We start from the raw sequence: 21,779 nt of genomic DNA, 5'->3' as shown, positions 1-21,779 counted from the left end.
AATGCGCTTGGGAGGATTAGTAGTCATTTGGGAATTGGCCAGATCATTCATGCGCTCACCCTAGCGATCCTGTATGACAGAAAGATGACAATGCAGTGACGCAGCAAATCCACCGCCAGTGGGACTGGCAGAGGATCAAAAATTTGAGGTGTGGAAAAGGCCGGCCTGCGAGCAGATCCGGCCTTTTACCTGAGTCCGGTGGGGTTCACCCTGGACTCAATTTGTTACTTCTTTGCGACAGCGCCGCCTTCCTGCAGACCCAGGTCAGCCAGTGCTTTTGCAGCAACCTTGGCTGGCAGCGGGATGTAGCCGTCTTTCACCACAACTTCCTGGCCCTGCTTCGACAGCACCAGTTTCACGAACTCAGCTTCCAGCGGAGCCAGAGGCTTGTTCGGGGCTTTGTTGACGTAAACGTAGAGGAAACGCGACAGCGGGTACTTGCCGTTCAGGGCGTTTTCTTCGGTGTCCTCGATGAAGTCAGTGCCGCCCTTCTTGGCCAGAGCAACAGTCTTCACGCTGGCGGTCTTGTAGCCGATGCCCGAGTAACCGATGCCGTTCAGCGAGGAGCTGATCGACTGCACAACCGACGCCGAACCTGGTTGTTCGTTGACGTTCGGTTTGTAGTCGCCTTTGCACAGGGCTTCTTCCTTGAAGTAGCCGTAGGTGCCGGATACCGAGTTACGGCCGAACAGTTGCACTGGTTTGTTGGCCAGGTCGCCGGTCACGCCCAGGTCGCCCCAGGTTTTCACGTCGGCTTTGGCGCCGCACAGACGGGTCGACGAGAAGATCGCATCAACCTGTTCCATGGTCAGGTGCTGGATCGGGTTGTCCTTGTGCACGAATACCGCCAGGGCATCCACAGCCACCGGGATAGCGGTTGGCTTGTAGCCGTACTTCTGCTCGAAGGCCGCCAGTTCGGTGTCCTTCATCTTGCGGCTCATCGGGCCCAGGTTGGAGGTGCCTTCAGTCAGCGCAGGTGGCGCAGTGGCGGAGCCAGCGGCCTGAATCTGGATGTTGACGTTCGGGTATTCTTTTTTGTAGTTCTCAGCCCAGAGGGTCATGAGGTTGGCCAGGGTATCGGAGCCGACGCTGGACAGGTTGCCCGACACACCAGTGGTCTTGGTGTAGCTCGGGATAGCAGGGTCAACAGCGGCAACCGCGTTGGCAGTCGCAACGCCAGCAGCGACAAAAGTCATTGCCGCCATCAAACGCTTCAGTTTCATGCCTTACTCCTAGCAGATAGGGTGTGTTAAGTCGGGGCCAAGTATCAGCAGGCCGTGTGAACACTCTATGGCTGAAATATGACAATTGGATGAAAGGCCAGCATGTTGCGACAGATCGTTCCCACGCTCTGCGTGGGAACGCCGCCATGGACGCTCTGCGTCCGCATTTGAGAGGTGACGCGGAGCGTCACAGGATGCATTCCCACGCGGAGCGTGGGAACGATCAGGCGGGAGGGGAAATCAGCGCCCCTTCTTCCAGAGCCACGCCCCGACCAGAATCCCCATCGCACACAGCACCGCCACATAGTAGGCAGGCCCCATCGCGCTTTCTTTCAACAGCAGACTCACCACCATCGGCGTCAGGCCACCAAAGATCGCGTAAGCCACGTTGTACGAGAATGACAAACCGCTGAAGCGCACCACCGGCGGGAACGCCTTGACCATCACATACGGCACTGCACCAATGGTGCCGACCAGAAAACCGGTCAACGCGTACAGCGGGAACAGCCAGTTCGGGTGATCGGCGAGGCTGTGATAGAAGGTCCACGAGCTGATCAGCAGGCCCAGGCAACCGAACACAAACACGCGCCCGGCACCAAAGCGATCCGCCAGTGCGCCGGAAATGATGCAGCCGATGCTCAGGAACACGATCGCCAGACTGTTCGACTGCAGCGACTCCGTCGGCGTGAAGTGATAGACCGTTTGCAGCACGGTCGGGGTCATCAGAATGACCACAACGATCCCGGCCGACAGCAACCAGGTCAGCAGCATCGAGATTGCAATCGCGCCGCGATGGTCACGCAGCACCGCGCGCAGCGGCACTTCTTCAGCCAAGGCTTTGCGCAGTTGCAGCTCAGCGAACACCGGGGTCTCGTGCAGCCAGCGGCGCAGGTAGACCGAGAACAGACCGAACACGCCACCGAGCAGGAACGGGATCCGCCAGGCGTAATCGGCAACCTCGGCAGGGGTATAAATGCTGTTGATCGCCGTGGCGACCAGCGAGCCGAGCAAAATGCCGGCGGTCAGGCCGCTGGTAAGCGTACCGCAGGCGTAACCCATGTGTTTTTGCGGCACGTGTTCGGAAACGAAGACCCATGCCCCCGGTACTTCGCCACCAATCGCCGCGCCCTGAATTACGCGCATCAATAGAAGCAGAATAGGCGCCCACATGCCGATCTGCGCATAGGTTGGCAGCAGACCCATGATCAGGGTCGGCACGGCCATCATGAAAATGCTCAGGGTGAACATCTTCTTGCGCCCCAGCAGGTCGCCGAAGTGCGCCATGACGATGCCGCCCAGCGGCCGCGCGAGGTAGCCAGCGGCGAAGATGCCGAAGGTCTGCATCAGGCGCAGCCACTCGGGCATGTCGGCCGGGAAGAACAGCTTGCCGACCACGGTGGCGAAGAAGACGAAGATGATGAAGTCGTAGAATTCCAGCGCGCCGCCGAGAGCGGACAGCGACAGAGTCTTGTAGTCATTGCGGGTCAACGGTCGTGCGGGTTGCTCGGGCTGCGCGAGGCTCGAAGGCGCTGTGGTCATGGCAAGGGCTTCTCTTATAGTCGGATCTGCCGCCACAACAACGCTGGCGGTGGCTTGGGCAGGTTCGGCACCATAGCAAATTGTTCGAAAAAGCACATAGAGGCGCGTAATTGACGGTCGAAATGAGAACCGGATGGTCGTCGCGGAGTCTACCGACCGATATACTCGCAACCTGCTCCGGTTTGTAAGGGGTTGCTGTGCGAAAACGTCGTTGGCCCGGCCTTTGCTCGGGATTAGCCGGTTTCGCAGAGTTTCTCCTTAGGCGCCTGATGGAAAACGTGACGAACGTAGTAGGTTCGGTGCTGAATCGTTTTTCCCGAAGACGGCTACCACCAGCAATACCAACAAGAGTCACGGGTCAGAGGCACCCCCGGCATGATAGAGCTCGAACAAGAAGATCCGATCCCGCAAGGCGACCTGGCCTTGCAAATCACTGCACTTCCACGCGAAACCAATGGCTTTGGCGATATTTTCGGCGGCTGGCTGGTGGCGCAGATGGATTTGGCCGGCACCGCAATGGCCAGCCGTGTCGCTGGCGGGCGCGTCGCCACGGTGGCCATTGATCGCATGGCGTTCCTTGTGCCAGTAGCTGTCGGCGCACAATTGTCCTTCTATACCCAGACCCTGGAAATCGGCCGCAGCTCGATCCAGATGATGGTCGAAGTGTGGAGCGACGACCCGCTGTCCAGCGAGTGGCGTAAAGTCACCGAAGCGGTATTCGTCTTCGTCGCCATCGACGGCAGCGGCCGCACTCGCTCGGTTCCACCACGCGCGCGCTAAACATCGTGGCCGTTTTACGGTCGATAGTTGTCCTTGTTACTGATCGAGAGCTGTCCCATGAACACGCCCAACGTTGAAACGGTGAAACTGGATGAACTGAACTGCTGGCGCATCCGCCACGGTCAGGCCGAAGTGCTGGTGGCCCAGCAAGGCGCGCACATCCTCAGTTATCAGATCGATGGCCAGCCGCCGATCATCTGGCTCAACGACAAGGCCGAGTTCAAGACAGGCAAAAGCATCCGCGCCGGTGTACCGGTGTGCTGGCCGTGGTTCGGCAAGTTCGAACGCAACCCGCAGAGCGTGCAGGCCATGTACACCGGTGAGCAACCGGCACCCGCGCACGGTCTGGTGCGGGCGATGGATTGGGAGCTGGGCGGCATCGAATCAGAGGCTGACGGCGTCAAGGTAGAATTCAAGCTGCCCTACCCCGAAGGTGGCCTGCCGGGCTGGCCGCATCAGGTCGATCTGACCCTGACCCTGCATTTGTCCGAGCAACTGAGTTTCAGCCTGACCAGCCACAACCGTGGCAGTGGCACCGTCAGCCTGAGCCAGGCGCTGCACACCTATTTCGCGGTCAGTGATGTGCGCAATGTGCACGTCGACGGCGTCGATGGCTTGAGTTACATCGAGACGCTGGATGACTGGAAGACCCTCAGCCAGCAAGGCGACCTGCAATTTGCCGGTGAGACCGACCGCATCTACCTTGATGCTCCGCCACAGCTGAGCATTGTCGATCCGGCCTGGGAGCGGCGCATTGTGCTGACGGCTACCGGTTCACGCACGGCGGTGATCTGGAACCCTTGGATCGATCGCGCGGCGGCATTGGCGGATATGGATAACGATGGCTGGCAGCGCATGCTGTGCATCGAGACGGCGAATGTGATGGATGATTTGGTTACGCTGGCACCGGGTGCGAGCCATACCATGGGTGTTAGCGTCGGCAGCAAACCGCTTTAAGATCAAAAGATCGCAGCCTTCGGCAGCTCCTACATTGGAATGCATTTCCCTGTAGGAGCTGCCGAAGGCTGCGATCTTTTGCTTTAGAGATCAGACTCCTGCACCACCCGCACTTTGTCCGCTTCCAGCGCATACGCCGCATCAGCCAGATCATTGCTGACCTTCTCGACCTTCAGCGTGCCGGTCACCCACAGCGGCGTGTAGATATCGTCCAGTTTCAAACCCTTCGGATAACGCACCAGCACCAGTTGATTCGGCGGCGGTGGCGGCACATGGATGCACGCGCCCGGATACGGCACGAGGAAGAACAGCGTGCTGCGGCCCTTGGCGTCGGACTCCAGCGGCACCGGATAACCACCGATGCGGATGTGCTTGTCGTTCATCGACGCTACGGTTTTGGTCGAATACATCACTGCCGGCAGACCTTTGGCCTGCTTCATCCCGCCCTTCTCGGTGAAGGTGCCGGTGGCTTCCGGGGAGTTGTGGTCGATTTCAGGCATGGCCTCGAGGGCCTTTTGGTCCGACTTGGGCATCAGTTCGAGCCAGTCGGTTTCCGGCAGTTCGCCGGCGTGGGCCAAACCGCTGCCCAGGAAAAGGAGAGTCAACAGAAGACGGCGCATGAAGGTGCTCGGTATAGAAAGGAAGGAACAGTGAATCGCCGAGCATTCTAGCCCTCCCGGCCGCTTTGGCAGAGAGGGCTTTGTCGCTTTGGATCAGTTCTTTTTGATCAGGCCGTAGATCACCAGCAACACGATGGCGCCGACCAGTGCGCCGATGAAACCTGCGCCCTCGCCTGCGTGATAGATGCCCAGAGCCTGGCCGCCGTAAGTGGCTGCCAGCGAACCGCCGATACCGAGCAGGATGGTCATGATCCAGCCCATACTGTCATCGCCCGGTTTCAGGAACCGTGCCAGCAGGCCGACGATCAAGCCGATAAAGATGGTTCCGATAATTCCCATGGCATTTCCCTCTGAATAGTAGATATGCGAAGCCTAGTCAGACTTTGGCATCCTGCCATGAGAGAACGGCGGCCCCTGAATGGTTCCGCCGCTGCCACATGAAACTGTCGTTACTCGGCGATCAGCGCTTCGACCTTGACGATCTGCGCTTGCAGCGTGGCCATGTCGGCGCAGCGCAGGTTGGCGTGACCGACCTTGCGCCCGGCCTTGAAGGCCTTGCCATAGTGATGCAGATGGCAGTCTTCGATAGCGATGACTTTCTCAACCGGCGGTACAACACCGATGAAGTTAAGCATCGCGCTCTCGCCGACTTTGGCGGTCGAACCCAGCGGCAGGCCGGCAACGGCGCGCAGGTGGTTTTCGAACTGGCTGCACTCGGCGCCTTCGGTGGTCCAGTGCCCGGAGTTGTGCACGCGCGGGGCGATTTCGTTGGCCTTGAGGCCACCGTCGACTTCAAAGAACTCAAACGCCATGACGCCGACGTAGTCGAGTTGCTTGAGCACGCGGCTCGAGTAGTCTTCGGCCAGTGCCTGCAACGGGTGATCGGTACTGGCAACGGACAACTTGAGGATGCCGCTGTCGTGGGTGTTGTGCACCAGCGGATAGAACTTGGTTTCACCATCGCGAGCACGTACGGCGATCAGCGAGACTTCACCGGTGAACGGCACGAAGCCTTCCAGCAGGCAGGACACGCTGCCCAACTCGGCAAAGGTGCCGACCACGTCTTCCGGCTTGCGCAGGACTTTCTGGCCCTTGCCGTCATAACCCAGAGTGCGGGTTTTCAGCACGGCCGGCAGGCCGATCGAAGCAACAGCAGCATCCAGATCGGCTTGCGACTGAATGTCGACGAAGGCCGGGGTCGGGATGCCCAGGTCCTTGAACATGCTCTTTTCGAACCAGCGATCGCGAGCGATGCGCAGGGCTTCGGCGCTCGGATAAACCGGGACGAATTGCGAAAGGAATGCCACGGTTTCGGCCGGGACGCTTTCGAATTCGAAGGTCACCAGATCAACTTCATCGGCGAGTTGGCGCAGATGATCCTGATCGCCGTAATCGGCCCGCAGGTGTTCGCCCAGCGCGGCCGCACAAGCGTCCGGCGCAGGGTCGAGGAAAGCGAAGTTCATGCCCAGCGGGGTACCCGCCAGGGCCAACATGCGACCCAACTGGCCGCCACCAATTACACCGATCTTCATCTCAACAACCTCAGGCAATACGTGGGTCTGGATTGTCCAGGACGCTGTCTGTCTGCTCGGCACGGAAGGTTTTCAGCACCGCGTGGAACTGTGGATGCTTGGCGCCGAGGATGCTCGCCGAGAGCAGCGCGGCGTTGATGGCGCCAGCCTTGCCGATGGCCAGGGTGGCGACCGGAATGCCGGCTGGCATCTGCACGATCGACAGCAGCGAGTCGACGCCCGAGAGCATGGCCGACTGCACTGGCACGCCCAGCACCGGCAGGTGGGTCTTGGCCGCACACATGCCTGGCAAGTGCGCTGCGCCACCGGCACCGGCGATAATCACCTCGATGCCGCGGCTTTCAGCCTCTTCGGCGTACTGGAACAGCAGATCCGGGGTACGGTGGGCAGAGACCACTTTGACCTCGTACGGGATGCCGAGCTTTTCCAGCATATCGGCGGTGTGGCTAAGGGTGGACCAATCGGACTTGGAGCCCATGATCACGCCAACCAGTGCACTCATCGTCGCGCCTCTTCTCTCTGGAGCGCCCGCAGGCGCGTCATAAAACAACAAGCCACGCAGGTTGCGTGGCTTGATTGTACGAAAAATGGCCGGACGTGCCGGCCGAAGGCCGCGCAGTATACCGCAAAGAAAGCAATAAACAGCCCCCCGCACGACCATCTGTCATCTGCCGCAAATGCCCGGTTTTATTGACCTGAAGGTCAGCCAAAAAGATCAAAAGATCGCAGCCTTCGGCAGCTCCTGCAGGGATATGCATTGCAATGTAGGAGCTGCCGAAGGCTGCGATCTTTTCAGGAGGCTTGCGCAGCGCCGCCTTCGAGCTTGCGCCACAGCAGGCGCACGTTGGCTTTGCGCACCAGTGCGCAGCGATACAGGCGAATCTCCAGCGGCACATGCCATTGCGGGCCGCCGCAGACCACCAGTTCGCCACGGGCCAATTCCGCGCGCACGCTCAGCTGTGGCACCCAGGCAATCCCGAGCCCTTCCAGCGCCATGCTCTTCAGACTGTCAGCCATCGCGGTTTCGTAAATAGTGGTGAAGCGCAGCTGACGCTGACGCAACAAACCATTCACCGAGCGACCAAGAAACGCCCCGGCGCTGTACGCCAGCAACGGCACGCTGGCGTCCCCTTCCAGATCGAACAACGGCTTGCCATCAGCATCCGCCGCGCACACCGGCAACATCTCGGTCTGGCCCAAATGCAGCGACGGGAAGATCTCCGGGTCCATCTGCATCGCCGCATCCGGGTCATAGAACGCCAGCATCAGATCGCAGCCACCTTCACGCAACGCATGCACCGCGTCGCCGACGTTGGTCGCGACCAATCGCGTGGCGATGTTCAAACCTTCATTACGCAGTTGTGCGATCCAGCGCGGAAAGAAACCCAGCGCCAGCGAGTGAGCGGCAGCGACCTGCATCACTTCGCCCTGCCCGCCTTCCAGATGATGCAGATGGCGCAGCACTTCACCGAGCTGTTCGACCACCGTGCGCGCGGTCACCAGAAACAATTGTCCGGCGGCGGTCAGCTCGACCGGCGTGCGCGAGCGATTGACCAAGGTCAGCCCCAGTGCAGCCTCGAGACTGCGGATCCGCCGACTGAACGCTGGCTGGGTCACGAAGCGCCGTTCGGCCGCCTGCGAAAAGCTGCGGGTGGCGGCCAGAGCACTGAAGTCCTCGAGCCATTTGCTTTCCAGATTCATCACGTCCTCCCGGACACGCACCAAAACGGGTCACACGTCTGCCGCGCACGCGGCGTCACACGGGCATTATGCCGAATGTGCATAGGGCAGTGCTGAACAGCATTGGCCCAAAATTTCCCACAAGCCTAGCATTCGCAGCGTTCCGGCACAGACCGGGTCCATATCGAGATGATTTCTATCATGTCCTCCGCTGCATCTTTCCGCACAGAAAACGACCTGCTTGGCGCCCTCGAAGTACCGGCTCAAGCGTATTACGGCATCCAGACCCTGCGAGCGGTGAACAACTTCCGTCTCTCCGGCGTTCCGATTTCGCATTACCCGAAACTAGTTGTCGGCCTGGCAATGGTCAAACAGGCCGCTGCTGACGCCAACCGCGAGTTGGGTCACCTGAGCGAAGCCAAGCACGCTGCCATCAGCGAAGCCTGTGCCCGATTGATCCGCGGTGATTACCACGAAGAGTTCGTGGTCGACATGATTCAAGGTGGCGCCGGTACTTCCACCAACATGAACGCCAACGAAGTGATCGCCAACATTGCTCTGGAAGCAATGGGCCATCAGAAAGGCGAGTACCAGTACCTGCACCCGAACGACGACGTCAACATGGCGCAGTCGACCAACGACGCTTACCCAACGGCGATCCGCCTGGGCCTGCTGCTCGGTCACGACACCCTGCTGGCCAGCCTCGACAGCCTGATTCAGGCGTTCGCGGCCAAGGGCAAAGAATTCGATCACGTCCTGAAAATGGGCCGTACCCAGCTGCAAGACGCCGTGCCGATGACCCTCGGCCAGGAATTCCGTGCCTTCGCCACCACCATGGGCGAAGACCTGGCCCGTCTGAAGACGCTGGCCCCGGAGCTGCTGACTGAAGTGAACCTGGGCGGCACCGCGATCGGTACCGGCATCAACGCCGACCCGCGTTATCAAGCGCTGGCGGTACAGCGTCTGGCACTGATCAGCGGCCAACCGCTGGTTCCAGCGGCCGACCTGATCGAAGCGACTTCCGACATGGGCGCCTTCGTGTTGTTCTCCGGCATGCTCAAGCGCACCGCGGTCAAGCTGTCGAAGATCTGCAACGACCTGCGCCTGCTGTCCAGCGGCCCACGCACCGGCATCAACGAAATCAACCTGCCAGCGCGTCAGCCAGGCAGCTCGATCATGCCCGGCAAGGTCAACCCGGTCATCCCGGAAGCGGTTAACCAGGTTGCATTCCAGGTGATCGGTAACGACCTGGCGCTGACCATGGCAGCCGAAGGCGGCCAACTGCAACTGAACGTGATGGAGCCGCTGATCGCTTTCAAGATCTTCGACTCGATCCGCCTGCTGCAACGCGCCATGGACATGCTGCGCGAGCACTGCATTGTCGGCATCACCGCCAACGAAGCGCGCTGCCGTGAACTGGTCGAGCACTCGATCGGTCTGGTTACCGCACTGAACCCGTACATCGGCTACAAAAACGCCACCCGCATCGCCGGTCTCGCTCTTGAAAGCGGCCGCGGCGTGCTGGAACTGGTGCGCGAAGAAGGTCTGCTCGACGAAGCCATGCTCGCCGACATCCTGCGCCCGGAAAACATGATTGCTCCGCGTCTGGTTCCGCTCAAAGCCTGAACCGACACGTTACTTGTAGCACCGCTCACCAGGTCGAGGGACTAGACACCTCTCACCTTTTGAGGGCTTGGGGATTCAGTCCCCAAGCCCTTTTTTTTAACTTCTTTGCGGGCAGGACGTTAAATGTTTTGTGTATTTGATACCGCCAAGATCGCAGCCTTCGGCAGCTCCTACATTGATTGACGTACACCTGTAGGAGCTGCCGAAGGCTGCGATCTTTTGATCTTGCAGCACCCTCGTTTCGTCGCTTGCACCACTACCGTGCAGACGGGCGCGTCACTGATCGGTATAGTGCCGCCCCTCTTCGCGTGAGCGGTCGTCGGTAACGAGGCCATAACCCATGCGAAACCCGAACTAATAACAAACCCGCGAAATGGATCCGGGACGAAACCTTCGCCTCACCTGTCGTGCCGTGCGCACACCGGTGTAACACGATATTTCTTCCATCCAGCATTTGCTTACACAATAAACAGCGAGGAAAAATCCATGCTCGAAGTCATTAACGACTTCCTCTCAGGGAAAGTACTGATCGTGCTCATTGTCGGGCTCGGTAGCTACTTCACGATTCGCTCGCGTTTCGTTCAATTGCGCCACTTCTTCCACATGTTCGCGGTGTTCCGCGACAGCCTCAAAGGCAGCGCCGGGCAACTCAGCTCGTTCCAGGCCCTGATGCTCAGCCTTGCCGGCCGAGTGGGTGCAGGCAACATCGCCGGTGTCGGCATCGCCGTGACCCTCGGTGGTCCGGGTGCAGTGTTCTGGATGTGGGTCACCGCGCTGGTCGGCATGTCCAGCAGCTTCTTCGAGTGCACCCTGGCCCAGGTCTACAAGCGCGCCGATGGCGACGGTCTGTACCGTGGTGGCCCGGCCTACTACATCCAGCACGGCCTCAAGCTCAAAGGCATGGCGGTGGTGTTCTCCGTCCTGCTGCTGGTCACCTACGGCTTCGCCTTCATTGGTCTGCAGTCCTACACCGTGACCCACTCGCTGCAGAACGCGTTTGAATTCAACCCACAACACACCGGTATCGTCTTGGCGGTGCTGCTGGCGATCACTTTCATTGGTGGCATCAAGCGCATCGCCTCGGTGTCCGACCTGCTGGTACCGATCAAGACCCTCGCCTATATCGGCGTGACCCTGTACGTGATCGGTACCCAGATCGAACACGTGCCAGCCATGCTGGAAACCATCTTCAAGAGCGCCTTCGGCCTCGACCCGGCCTTTGGCGGCCTGCTCGGCAGCGCCATCGTCATGGGCGTGAAGCGTGGCGTGTTCGCCAACGAAGCGGGCCTGGGCAGTGCGCCGAACGTCGCCGCCGTGGCCGCCGTGAAGCACCCGGGCGCGCAAGGCGTGGTTCAGGCTTTCAGCGTGTTCCTCGACACCTTCGTGATCTGCACCTGCACCGCGCTGCTGATCCTGCTGTCGGGCTTCTACACCCCGGGCTTCGAAGGTGACGGCATCGTCCTGACCCAGAACTCGCTGGCCGCTGTGGTCGGTGACTGGGGCCGCATGTTCGTCAGCGTCGCGCTGTCGCTGTTCGTCTTCACCTGCATCCTCTACAACTACTACCTGGGCGAAAACAGCCTGCAGTTCCTCACCCGCAACCGCGCCGCGCTGATGGTTTTCCGCGGCCTGGTGCTGGCGCTGGTGGTATGGGGTTCGATGCAGGACCTGTCGACCGTGTTCGCCTTCGCCGACATCACCATGACCTGCCTGGCATTCGTCAACCTGATCGCCCTGGCCATGCTGTTCAAGGTCGGCATGCGCGTGATGCGCGACTACGACGGGCAGCGCCGCGCCGGCGTCAAGCAGCCAGTGTTCGACTCCAGCAAATTTGCTGATCTGGACCTGGACCTGAAAGCCTGGCCGAACAACCCGTCTGCCGCTGCCGGCCAGACCGAAGCCGAGCCGCAAGGCGTGCCTGCAGCGCAACGCTGACAGGTGAATGACGGGCGCATCCCCTGCGCCCGTCAGTTATTGTGATGCAATACCTGTAGGCGCGAGCCTGCTCGCGATAGCGGTCTTTCAACCAACATCAATGTTGAATGATGAACCGCCATCGCGAGGAGGCTCGCTCCCACAAGGACCTCATCCTTTCGGAGAATCCCCATGAGTTCGTCGACCTACCCCGCCGCCCAACACGTCATGGTGCTCTATACCGGTGGCACCATCGGTATGCAGGCCAGTGCCAATGGCCTGGCCCCGGCGTCCGGTTTCGAAGCGCGGATGCGCGACTACCTGCACAGCCAGCCTGAACTCGTTGTGCCGCAGTGGCGCTTCCGTGAAATGTCGCCGCTGATCGACAGCGCCAACATGACCCCGGCCTATTGGCAGCAACTGCGTGAAGCGGTGGTCGATGCCGTGGATGTGCAAGGCTGCGACAGCGTGCTGATCCTGCACGGCACCGACACCTTGGCCTACAGCGCCGCAGCGATGAGCTTCCAGTTGCTGGGGCTGAATGCTCGCGTGTGCTTCACCGGTTCAATGCTGCCGGCCGGCGTTACCGACAGCGATGCCTGGGAAAACCTCGGCGGCGCACTGGTTGCTCTCGGCCAAGGCCTGGCGCCGGGCGTGCATCTGTACTTCCACGGCGAACTGCTGGCGCCGACCCGTTGCGCGAAAGTGCGCAGTTTTGGCCGGCATCCGTTCAAACGGCTGGAGCGTCAGGGCGGCGGTGTCAAAGCGCCTTCAATTCCAACGTCGTTGAACTACAACCAGCCGAAGCAACTGGCGAAGGTCGCCGTGCTCCCGTTATTCCCGGGTATCAGTGCCCAAGTGCTCGACGGCCTCCTCGACAGCGGCATTCAAGGTCTGGTGCTGGAGTGCTACGGCAGCGGCACAGGACCGAGCGACAACCCTGAGTTTCTGGCAAGCCTTGGCCGCGCGCGGGATAACGGCGTGGTGGTGGTTGCGGTCACGCAATGCCATGAAGGTGGCGTCGAGCTGGATGTGTATGAGGCCGGCAGTCGTTTGCGTGGTGTTGGCGTGTTGTCCGGTGGTGGCATGACTCGCGAGGCGGCTTTCGGCAAGTTGCATGGGGTGCTGGGGGCAGGCCTTGAAACTCAAGAAGTGCGCCGGCTGATCGAACTGGATTTGTGTGGTGAGTTGCTCTGAGCAAGGCTCTGGATCGCCCCTCACCCTAGCCCTCTCCCGGAGTGAGAGGGGACTGACCTTAGTGTCTCGCGCTATACGCCGACCTGAAAAAAACAGTCGATTATGGATTCGCCAGCGTTTTTTCAGGTCGGCGTATCTGGCCAATATCCCCCAATCGGCCCCCTCTCCCTTTGGGAGAGGGCTGGGGTGAGGGGCTGCTGCGGCATGCAACTTGCTGCATTGCAGCCATCCTCAGGCTGGAAGATCTTATGCTCCACTCCCACCTCACCACCCTCAACGCCGTCTCGCTGATCCTCAACACCTTCAAGGCCGAAGGCCTGTCGAGCGAAGCGTTGCTGGCCGGCAGCGGCATCAGTGCGGCGGATCTCAGCCGTGCCGACACGCGCATCACCACCAATCAGGAGATGCAGGTCTGCGCCAACGCGGTCGCGCTCAAGCACGATATCGGTCTGGAATTGGGCCGGCGCATGCATGTTTCCTGCTACGGCATCCTCGGTTACGCACTGTTGACCTGTGCCACCTTCGGTGACGCTTTACGCCTGGCGATCCGTTATCCGGCGCTGTTGGGAACACTATTTGAACTGAGTCTGGAAGATGATGGCGAGCACGTCTGGTTCGTCGCCGCCGATTATCGCGAGAGTCCGGCGATGGCGGTGTTCAATGCCGAGTTCTGCCTGGTGTCTTTGAAAGTCATTTGCGATGACTTGCTCGGGCATCCGCTGCCCTTGCGCGCGACGCGGTTCGAGCACGCCGCGCCAGACTATCGCAACAGCTATGCCGAACACTTCAACGCACCGTTGCACTTCGCTGCGAAGGACAACGCCTTCGCCTTCGACCGTCACTGGCTCGATCAACCGCTGCCGCTGGCCGATGCCATCACCCATCAAGCGATGGCCGAGCGATGCCGCAAGCAGAACCTTGAGTTCACTGGACGTCAGGCATGGCTGGGGCGCATCCGCCAATTGCTCAGCGCCCAACTCAACGCCGCGCCAGGGCTGGAGGGTTTGGCACAACAGATGAAGTGCTCGCCGCGCACCCTGCGCCGCCATCTCAAGGACATGGGCAGCAGCTATCAGGAACTGCTCGACGAACTGCGCTTCGAGCGAGCCAAGCAGATGTTGTGTGAGGATCAATTGCCGATCTATCGCATTGCCGAAACGCTCGGGTTCAGCGAGACCGCCAGTTTCCGCCATGCCTTCGTGCGCTGGAGCGGCGTGGCGCCGAGCCAGTTCAGGGCCTGAAGCAGGGGCGAATTGCGGTCAGTTTTTTTGGCCATATCAGTCCCCTTTTGGCCTTTCCTGCCGTTCTCCGATTCGCCTCGCGCCGCAACACTGAGAGCAACCGAATCAGCCCTGCGGAGAACAACAAATGCTGACGATCTACTCGGACGATCACCACCTGCACCACGGCCGCTGCGAACTCATCGATGGCCAGCTCAAGCCGTGCTTCGAGATGCCGTCGCGCGCCGACCACGTCCTGCAACGCGTTAAAAACCAGAACCTCGGCCCGGTCGAAGCGCCGAAGGACTTCGGCCTGGAACCTATCGCCCGGATCCACAGCCGCGACTACCTCGACTTCTTCAAAGGCGCGTGGGATCGCTGGACTGAATTCAATACCGATGGCGACTTGCTGCCCTACACCTGGCCGGCGCGCACCCTGCGTGCAATCAAACCGACCAGCCTGCACGGCCAGCTCGGCTATTACAGCTTCGACGGCGGCGCACCGATCACCGCCGGCACCTGGCAAGCGGCGTACAGCGCGGCGCAGGTTGCCCTGACTGCGCAAGCAGAAATCCAGCGTGGCGCGCGCGCTGCCTTCGCCTTGTGCCGGCCACCGGGACACCACGCTGCCAGCGATTTGATGGGCGGTTATTGCTACCTCAACAACGCCGCCATCGCCGCACAAGCCTTTCTCGATCAGGGCCACAGGAAAGTCGCGATCCTCGACGTCGATTACCACCACGGCAACGGTACGCAGTGGATTTTCTATGAGCGCAGCGACGTGCTGTTCACCTCGATCCACGGCCACCCGGAAGCGGAGTTCCCGTTCTTCCTCGGCTACGACGATGAGCGTGGCGAAGGCGCGGGGGAAGGTTTCAACTTCAACTATCCGCTAGCCGCCGGCTCCGGCTGGGACGTGTGGAGTGCGGCGCTGGATCAGGCTTGCGATGAAATCGACCGTTACGGCGCCGACGTCGTTGTCGTATCGCTGGGCGTCGACACCTTCAAGGACGACCCGATCTCGCAGTTCAAGCTCGACAGCCCGGATTATCTGGCGATGGGCAAGCGCATCGCTGCCCTTGGCAAACCGACGTTATTCGTCATGGAGGGCGGTTACGCCGTGGAAGAAATCGGCATCAACGCAGTGAACGTGCTGGAAGGATTCGAGCAGTAGCCAGAAGCAAGTCGCCCACATAAAACCAGACCCGCCCATGCGGGTCTTTTTTTGCCCGCAATACGTATGTACCGCACGCATCCCGCTGCCCGCCTCTACCTTGCCCGGAACTGCCGCCTTAGCGGCGCGCCCATCAGAGCAGGAGTTGCCCATGCCAGAAATCCCCTCGCCCAGTGCCGTCGACATCGTGACGCAAATGGTGACCGGCCCTTCGTTGCAAGAAGTCGCTTCGAAAACGCTGCGCCCGGCCCTCAAGACACTGTATCCGGACCTCGATCTCGACCCGCAGTTGGCTATGGTCGTGAGGCCGACCTGGGTCATCGAAGGTGATGAAGTCGTCCCCGGCCGTCATTTGATCGAATCGCTGACCGACACACTGGTACGTCTGGGCCTCTCCGGCACCGCCGTGGCGTATCTCGATGGTGAACATTATCTGACCTTGCAGCCCGACCTGCCCTCAGCCATCCAGCTACCGGTGAAAATCAGCGCGATCGGCAAGCTGCTCAATGAGCTGGCACCGTTGCTGTTTGTCGCCTACAAGGAACACCAGGTCAATTACTGGGACGATTTCACCTACCCGGGACAACCGCGCTGGCAACAGATGTCGCAGGCCCTGAACAACTTGTGGAAGGTCGACGCGACTACTGACTGGGATGCCGACCAGCGCGCCATGGTCGAGGCGGTCTATAAGCATCCGGACAAAAACCAGCGGCTGACCACCGACAAATACAAGACACGCGCCTGCCTGATCGATCTGGACCGCGGCGATGGAGATGACCAGAACCACGTGACCCTGCTCGATACCGCGGTCCTGATCGGCACCAGCGGCGAGCGCACGCTGATCATGACCCACTCGGTGATCAAGGGTTTCGAGAACTTCGAGTCGCTGGAAAAACTCGGTGAAGCCCTGCCCGATCGTTATTGGAAAGGCGCCTCCGGTGCCGGACTGAAATGGCGTCTGGTCGAACCGCAAGGCAATTTCTTCGACTATCAGGCCTGCACGCTGATCGCCCTGGAAGCCGAGGCGCTGGGTGCGATCAATTTTTTCCAGGGCACGAACGCCAGCGAGCTTTACCCGCACACCGGGACGGTTGGCAATCCTCGAGAACCGACACCGCGCCTTAAACCCCATATCGATCGTCTGCGTCCGATGCTGCCAGCCTGGCTCGACAGCGCCGTCCCCGCCGATCAAACCCGTTACAGCCGACATCTGCTGGACCTGACCATGGTGCAGCATACGAACAAGGGAAAATCCTTCCAGAGCGAAGTCATCAGCCTGCAAGCCTTCACCCGTGACGCCTTGAAAAAACAGATACTCAAGGATCATCCACTGGCCGGCGAGGTGAAGATCGATGACATCGAAATCAGCATCACCAGTCTGGTGGTCTGGGGCACGTTCGTCTTGCCGGGCAACACACAGACCCAGACGCTGTCGCTCATGGAACTCGCCCTGCAGAACCTCGCGGGGCAGCCAACTGGCAATAAAACCGTGCGCTACAAGGATGGCAGCGTGTTGCCTGCGTGGATGACCGTGAGCTACCTGGAACAACTGGTGAGCAGCGTCGATATCGGCAAGACCTACCCGGCGCACCTGCAAAACCTGCTGGTCGACGACAGCGAGAAGGCGGCGGCGTTGCAGGCGCTCTACACCAGCCAGTTACCCATCGAGCTGCCGCTGCTGGCGTTGCAACACAAGATACAAGGCAAGGCCGGCATCACCGAGCAGGGTTACCGCTATGTCGTTGCCGCGCTGGCCAACACCGGCGATGAACGTCATGTCGATCGCGATGAAATCGTCATTCGCCCACTGGCGTTCATGGCCCACCGCAGCCGTTCACAGGCTGACACCGTCAACAACATGTTCGTCATCGGCCCGCGCGAAGTGGATAAAGGGCCCTGCGTGCTTTACCGGCCACTGTTCGAAATGGCGCTGATGCAGTTCCCCTCCCACGCCAATCTGCTGTACGAGATCCAGCATTCGCAACATCTGCGCGAGTCGGTGCTGGCCTGGTTGCCGGACGATGTGCGCTTCAACTACAGCCAGTTCGTCTTCACCGCCCGACTGCCTTCGGTCTGGACGATCCCGCAATCGCTGGTGAACCCCTTCACCGCCCTCGACATGTCCGGCCCTGTCACCCTGGCGACTGCGACGATTGAATACGATGTACTGGCGACGCTGCATGACAGCAACGTGCAGGCGGTCATTACCCAGGCTGACCGCCAGTCGGTCTCCGATGCAGAAGCACGTTGGGCGACACTCAAGCACGGCGGCTGGATGCTGTTCAATGCAGCATTGCCATTCCTGGGACGCAGCGTCGGTACAGCGGCGTGGATCTGGCAGATCATGGACGACCTGGAAGAGATCAGCGACGTCGCCAATGAGCAGTCCGGCAAGATCGCCTGGACCGCACTGGCCGACATTCTTCTGGCGTTGGGCATGGTACTCGCCCATCGCGCAGCGGTTGGCGACCAGCCAATCAGCGAGTCGATCCCGCAGAAAGAATCCACACCGACGGTCACACCCGACATAGCCGTCAGCAAACCGGTGCAGTTGGCGGACATCTCCAGCACCGAACTGCCCATCACGCATGAGATGGTGGTCAACCCTTTTACTGCACTGAAACGATCGCCCGTCGCGCTGGCCGCGCTGCTCGACAGTTTCCAGATCGCCAAACCCAGAGGCATCGGCGATGTCGCCACGGAGGGCACGCACAGACACTTGTATCCGCGTCAGAAGCAATGGTTCACCTCCGTGGGCAAGCGCTGGTTCGAAGTCATGCTCAATGAACATGCCGAGGTCCAGATCATCGACTCACGCCAGCAACCGCCGCGTAAGGGACCAACGCTGGCCCGCACCGCCAACGGTCAATGGGTGATCGACCTTCGATTGCGCTTGCGAGGCGGCGGACTCGACAGCGCCCATCAGGAGATTCAGGACACCAATAAACTGAGCGCGACACAACTGATCACCGAAATCAGCGCCTTTGACGCCACGATGGAAGCCAAACGGCTGCAAATTGACGCCGAACACGACGCGTTCAAAAAGGCGCTTCCGTCAGCACGAGCACAAGCGCGCCAGCAGTATCTGGCTACGCTCGAATCCCAGCGCAAGGCGTACAGTACGACCGTCGAACAGATCAAGGCGCTGCATCAGAAACAACCCGTTTCCAACTACCGCAAAGCCATGATTCAGCGCCTGGAGATGCAGTTGTTTTTTGGGCATGAATGGCTTGAGATTCACTCCACAGAGTTCGACGCCAACTTGAAAACCATGCGGACGATGCTTGCCGACGAGGCCGGTTTCGAACAGCGATCATTTGTTCGGATTTTTGAAGAAATGACGGATCAGACTCAGGCCATCATTGAAAAAATGGAGTTGGCCGAAACCCACTTTGCTGAACTGAAGTTGCTGGGAAAAAAAGCTGTCGAGGTTGTTCGCACCTATACCAAGGAACTGCCCAACTATGAATTGAACGATCTCAAACTTTTGCAGATCAGTCTCGGCCAGGAGATCTGCATCAAGCGCCTTGAAACGGCGACTGGTGCCAACGCCTATCAGGCGCTTGCCAGTCTCATCGAAGACGCGACGCTGAGCATCCAGAGCACGTTGAATCTGACCGCAGATGAAAGTCTGGACAACCTGCGCGAACGCACGGATGTCTTGAGCAATGTGGCCGAACAGTTTTCCTCCATTGATCAACGCTTGGGCGATTTGCTCATCGACTACCCCGAGCACGTCAACACCGAGCGACTGGAAAATGTGCGCAAACGAGTGATCGCGTTCAAGACACGCACGGATGTAAAACTGGCCGAATTGCTGCGCTACAAGCACCTGCTGGGACCGACATCGAAACCTTCGAAGCCGAGATCATCGACGCGCCAGATCATAAAAACCAAATCCAGAGGCACGGTGGTCGGTGATCGGAAAAAGCGCATCGAAGGTCAAAACTCCGACGTGGTGGAAGTACGGAGCACCCTGAAAGGGGTCATCGCAACATTCGAGGAAGAGTCACCCGGTGTCTGGGTCGAACAACGCACGGCAAAACTCAAACCGCCCAAGGCCAGTGCCACTCTCAATGCCAGCATTCGTGAAGGCCAGGCCCTGATCGACGGGTTGGCCGCATTCCACCGCCGTATCGAGGCCCAACTCAAGCGGGGGCGGCGCATTCCTGTCGAGGTCGAGGAGGAATACCACAAGCATGCCGCTGTCTTGCGCAAAGCCAACGCGGCACTCGATGAAGCATTGACCGTCAACAACGAGACCGCCGACTTCGAGAAGCCAACCGAGGCCCTCGGGCACAAGCTTGACGACGCCGCCAGATCCCTTGACGAAAAAGGCACCAGCACCCGTATCAAAATGGTCAAGCAACAGCCACCGACTGGGGCTGGGGTCCAGTGGTTGAAAGAAAAAGGCGAAGTGAAGATCTCACAAACCGTGACTCGACGCCGGCTCAAAGGTCAGGATCTGGGTTTCCTCGACGAGTACGAAATACGCGACGCTCACACCAACAAGGTATTGTGCTACGCACATTTCCACTACAGCAGCGCGCAAGCCCCCGTGACACCGTTTCCCGACGGGCATATGAAAACCGTGGCTCAGCGACGTATGGGCGGGGCCTATGAGCCCCGTTTTCTGAGCAACCAGGCGCTGATCGAAATACATCGCAGCGGCATTTCCGACAAGTCTGCACGAGCGCTGTTTCTCACACCTGCCACGCCTGTCGCAACCGACTCAGCGCCGCTTTGATCGCCGGTTCAGGGACTGCAGCAAAACCCAGCACCAGCCCGGCACGCTGGTCCAGAGGTGTCGTGGAATCAGGCAGCCAGTAGCGGCTCAAGCCGTTTATCTCTACATCGACGCGAGCAGCCTGCGCAATCAACTGCTGCTCGCGTTCGATGTTGTCAACGGCCACGGTCAGATGCAGCCCGGCCGATACCGCGGGTAAATCGCCCACACCGGCAATGGCTGCCGGCCAACCGTCGAGCAAGGTGTTGCGACGGCTCAGGGCGGCGCGGCGCATGCGCCGGATATGCCGCTGGAAATGCCCGGCCGCCATGAACTCGGCCATTACGGCTTGGGTACTCACCTCGGAATGCCGGACATCCACCGCCCGGCGTTGCGAGAACGCATCGACCAGCGCTGGGGGCAGCACCAGATAACCGAGGCGCAACGCCGGGAACGCGACCTTGCCGAAAGTACCGACATACAGCACCCGCCCCTGGCGATCGAGTGCTGCCAAGGGTGCCAGCGGCGCACCGGTGTAGCGGTACTCGCCATCGTAGTCATCCTCGACGATCCAGCCTTGGCTGCGCTCGGCCCAAGCCAGCAGCTCAAGGCGTCGCGCAAGACTCATCACCACGCCAGTCGGGTACTGATGAGAGGGTGTCACATACGCCACCCGACAATTCCCGGTGGCCGACAACGCCGAGCAATCCATGCCCTCTTCGTCCACGGCAATGCCGTGCAAACGACCTCCCGCCACAGCGAACGCATGACCGGCCGCGCGGTAGCCCGGATTCTCGATCGCCACACCTTCGCCCGGCTCCACCAGCAACTGTGCACAAAGGCTAATACCTTGTTGTGCGCCGCTGGTGATCACAATTTGCTCAGGCGAGCACTGCATGCCGCGCGAACTGCGCAGATAGGCGGCGATCATTGCACGCAGACGCGCATCGCCGGACGGATCGCCGTAGCACAGTTGCTCCAGATCCGGTTTACGCCAAAAAGCCGCATTCAGCTTGGCCCACACCTCAAAAGGGAACAGATCAAACGCCGGAACCCCGACCCGAAAGGCACGCGGTGGGCCACTCGGTGGTCTGGGCAAATGGTTCTTTTCGATGCGCGAAAAAGTCTCGCTGTGGATAACTTTACTGGATGGAATCACAGGCAAATCCAGCCAATTTGTGGATAAGGCTGTGGGTAAGCCTGTTGAAAACCCTGTGGATACTTTTGTGGATAGTTTTTTCGACGAGGCCGCTACCGGCATCAATTGCGCGACGTAGGTGCCGTCCCCTACTCGCCCTTCGATAAACCCTTCGGCATAGAGCTGATCGTAGGCACGCACGACACTGTTGCGCGAAATCCCCAACGCCGTTGCCAGATCGCGACTGGCCGGCAAACGCGTGCCACTCGCCAGTCGTCCATCCAGAACCCGCAGGCGCAACGCCTGATAGAGCTGACGACTCAAACCCTGACGGCGATCAAGCTCGATACCTGCAGGGTTGAAGGGCATGGATAACGTCGGCGAATCGGTCATGACAATGGACCTATGAAATTGGTCATCAATGGCTCTTACAACAGACCAATAGCCTGCCTA

At 60.0% G+C, this 21,779-nt stretch carries 16 protein-coding genes; 8 read left to right on the top strand and 8 right to left on the bottom strand.

Going from position 1 to position 21,779, the window contains the following annotated elements; genetic code table 11:
• Nucleotides 1-224: 224 nt before the first annotated feature.
• Entirely contained in the window at nucleotides 225-1,223 is a 999-nt protein-coding gene (locus M5G26_RS16225; protein WP_273915947.1) for a phosphate ABC transporter substrate-binding protein PstS, read from the bottom strand.
• A gap of 240 nt (nucleotides 1,224-1,463) precedes the next feature.
• Nucleotides 1,464-2,762 (bottom strand): MFS transporter, encoded by a 1,299-nt coding sequence (locus M5G26_RS16220; protein WP_110718157.1) that lies wholly within the window; start codon nucleotides 2,760-2,762, stop codon nucleotides 1,464-1,466.
• Nucleotides 2,763-3,137: 375 nt separating this feature from the next.
• On the opposite strand from M5G26_RS16220, the gene M5G26_RS16215 reads away from it, so the two are divergent.
• Nucleotides 3,138-3,542, top strand: coding sequence for an acyl-CoA thioesterase (locus tag M5G26_RS16215; RefSeq protein WP_003229628.1), 405 nt, complete (start codon nucleotides 3,138-3,140; stop codon nucleotides 3,540-3,542).
• A gap of 57 nt (nucleotides 3,543-3,599) precedes the next feature.
• Nucleotides 3,600-4,499, top strand: a complete 900-nt coding sequence (locus M5G26_RS16210; RefSeq protein ID WP_134176444.1) for a D-hexose-6-phosphate mutarotase — start codon at nucleotides 3,600-3,602, stop codon at nucleotides 4,497-4,499.
• A gap of 83 nt (nucleotides 4,500-4,582) precedes the next feature.
• Here the strand turns inward: M5G26_RS16210 and M5G26_RS16205 are convergent, their stop codons facing one another.
• The 5 genes from M5G26_RS16205 to M5G26_RS16185 form a co-directional block, all read right to left on the bottom strand.
• A complete protein-coding gene (locus tag M5G26_RS16205) occupies nucleotides 4,583-5,119 on the bottom strand; it encodes a DUF3299 domain-containing protein (protein WP_007920225.1) in 537 nt (178 codons plus the stop codon).
• A gap of 93 nt (nucleotides 5,120-5,212) precedes the next feature.
• Nucleotides 5,213-5,458, bottom strand: a complete 246-nt coding sequence (locus tag M5G26_RS16200) for a GlsB/YeaQ/YmgE family stress response membrane protein (protein WP_007920223.1) — start codon at nucleotides 5,456-5,458, stop codon at nucleotides 5,213-5,215.
• Nucleotides 5,459-5,568: 110 nt separating this feature from the next.
• Complete coding sequence (locus M5G26_RS16195) at nucleotides 5,569-6,651, bottom strand: 5-(carboxyamino)imidazole ribonucleotide synthase (protein WP_273915946.1); 1,083 nt, start codon at nucleotides 6,649-6,651, stop codon at nucleotides 5,569-5,571.
• A 10-nt stretch (nucleotides 6,652-6,661) separates the two neighbouring features.
• Nucleotides 6,662-7,153, bottom strand: a complete 492-nt coding sequence (gene purE, locus M5G26_RS16190; protein WP_007920220.1) for a 5-(carboxyamino)imidazole ribonucleotide mutase — start codon at nucleotides 7,151-7,153, stop codon at nucleotides 6,662-6,664.
• A 290-nt stretch (nucleotides 7,154-7,443) separates the two neighbouring features.
• Nucleotides 7,444-8,352 carry a LysR substrate-binding domain-containing protein gene (locus M5G26_RS16185; RefSeq protein WP_007912103.1) on the bottom strand — a complete coding sequence of 303 codons (909 nt, stop codon included), beginning with the start codon at nucleotides 8,350-8,352 and terminating at the stop codon, nucleotides 7,444-7,446.
• A gap of 180 nt (nucleotides 8,353-8,532) precedes the next feature.
• Here M5G26_RS16185 and aspA point away from each other — a divergent pair, with 180 nt between their 5' ends.
• The 6 genes from aspA (at nucleotide 8,533) to M5G26_RS16155 (ending at nucleotide 20,209) form a co-directional block, all read left to right on the top strand.
• Nucleotides 8,533-9,957, top strand: coding sequence for an aspartate ammonia-lyase (gene aspA, locus M5G26_RS16180; RefSeq protein WP_007912102.1), 1,425 nt, complete (start codon nucleotides 8,533-8,535; stop codon nucleotides 9,955-9,957).
• Nucleotides 9,958-10,443: 486 nt separating this feature from the next.
• Complete coding sequence (locus M5G26_RS16175; RefSeq protein WP_273915945.1) at nucleotides 10,444-11,892, top strand: alanine/glycine:cation symporter family protein; 1,449 nt, start codon at nucleotides 10,444-10,446, stop codon at nucleotides 11,890-11,892.
• Between the two features lie 171 nt (nucleotides 11,893-12,063).
• Complete coding sequence (locus tag M5G26_RS16170; RefSeq protein ID WP_273915944.1) at nucleotides 12,064-13,068, top strand: asparaginase; 1,005 nt, start codon at nucleotides 12,064-12,066, stop codon at nucleotides 13,066-13,068.
• Between the two features lie 248 nt (nucleotides 13,069-13,316).
• Nucleotides 13,317-14,309, top strand: coding sequence for an AraC family transcriptional regulator (locus M5G26_RS16165; protein WP_273915943.1), 993 nt, complete (start codon nucleotides 13,317-13,319; stop codon nucleotides 14,307-14,309).
• A gap of 127 nt (nucleotides 14,310-14,436) precedes the next feature.
• Entirely contained in the window at nucleotides 14,437-15,462 is a 1,026-nt protein-coding gene (locus M5G26_RS16160; protein WP_273915942.1) for a histone deacetylase family protein, read from the top strand.
• A gap of 151 nt (nucleotides 15,463-15,613) precedes the next feature.
• Entirely contained in the window at nucleotides 15,614-20,209 is a 4,596-nt protein-coding gene (locus tag M5G26_RS16155; protein ID WP_273915941.1) for a dermonecrotic toxin domain-containing protein, read from the top strand.
• Here M5G26_RS16155 and pdxR read toward each other — a convergent pair.
• A complete protein-coding gene (pdxR, locus tag M5G26_RS16150; protein ID WP_273915940.1) occupies nucleotides 20,166-21,719 on the bottom strand; it encodes a MocR-like pyridoxine biosynthesis transcription factor PdxR in 1,554 nt (517 codons plus the stop codon). The genes M5G26_RS16155 and pdxR overlap by 44 nt on opposite strands.
• Between the last annotated feature and the right edge of the window lie 60 nt (nucleotides 21,720-21,779).

This window comes from Pseudomonas sp. TNT2022 ID642, from assembly GCF_028656995.1.
GTDB lineage: Bacteria > Pseudomonadota > Gammaproteobacteria > Pseudomonadales > Pseudomonadaceae > Aquipseudomonas.
Note: the sequence above shows the minus strand (reverse complement) of the source record. Positions and strands in the feature narration are given on the sequence as shown.

Bases quoted from the DNA above. Each gene is read 5' to 3' on its own strand.
- M5G26_RS16165 (WP_273915943.1), top strand. From the start codon at position 13,317: ATGCTCCACTCCCACCTCACCACCCTCAACGCCGTCTCGCTGATCCTC.
- M5G26_RS16195 (WP_273915946.1), bottom strand. From the start codon at position 6,651: ATGAAGATCGGTGTAATTGGTGGCGGCCAGTTGGGTCGCATGTTGGCC.
- M5G26_RS16225 (WP_273915947.1), bottom strand. From the start codon at position 1,223: ATGAAACTGAAGCGTTTGATGGCGGCAATGACTTTTGTCGCTGCTGGC.
- M5G26_RS16160 (WP_273915942.1), top strand. From the start codon at position 14,437: ATGCTGACGATCTACTCGGACGATCACCACCTGCACCACGGCCGCTGC.
- M5G26_RS16200 (WP_007920223.1), bottom strand. From the start codon at position 5,458: ATGGGAATTATCGGAACCATCTTTATCGGCTTGATCGTCGGCCTGCTG.
- M5G26_RS16205 (WP_007920225.1), bottom strand. From the start codon at position 5,119: ATGCGCCGTCTTCTGTTGACTCTCCTTTTCCTGGGCAGCGGTTTGGCC.
- aspA (WP_007912102.1), top strand. From the start codon at position 8,533: ATGTCCTCCGCTGCATCTTTCCGCACAGAAAACGACCTGCTTGGCGCC.
- purE (WP_007920220.1), bottom strand. From the start codon at position 7,153: ATGAGTGCACTGGTTGGCGTGATCATGGGCTCCAAGTCCGATTGGTCC.
- M5G26_RS16170 (WP_273915944.1), top strand. From the start codon at position 12,064: ATGAGTTCGTCGACCTACCCCGCCGCCCAACACGTCATGGTGCTCTAT.
- pdxR (WP_273915940.1), bottom strand. From the start codon at position 21,719: ATGACCGATTCGCCGACGTTATCCATGCCCTTCAACCCTGCAGGTATC.
- M5G26_RS16210 (WP_134176444.1), top strand. From the start codon at position 3,600: ATGAACACGCCCAACGTTGAAACGGTGAAACTGGATGAACTGAACTGC.
- M5G26_RS16215 (WP_003229628.1), top strand. From the start codon at position 3,138: ATGATAGAGCTCGAACAAGAAGATCCGATCCCGCAAGGCGACCTGGCC.
- M5G26_RS16175 (WP_273915945.1), top strand. From the start codon at position 10,444: ATGCTCGAAGTCATTAACGACTTCCTCTCAGGGAAAGTACTGATCGTG.
- M5G26_RS16220 (WP_110718157.1), bottom strand. From the start codon at position 2,762: ATGACCACAGCGCCTTCGAGCCTCGCGCAGCCCGAGCAACCCGCACGA.
- M5G26_RS16185 (WP_007912103.1), bottom strand. From the start codon at position 8,352: ATGAATCTGGAAAGCAAATGGCTCGAGGACTTCAGTGCTCTGGCCGCC.
- M5G26_RS16155 (WP_273915941.1), top strand. From the start codon at position 15,614: ATGCCAGAAATCCCCTCGCCCAGTGCCGTCGACATCGTGACGCAAATG.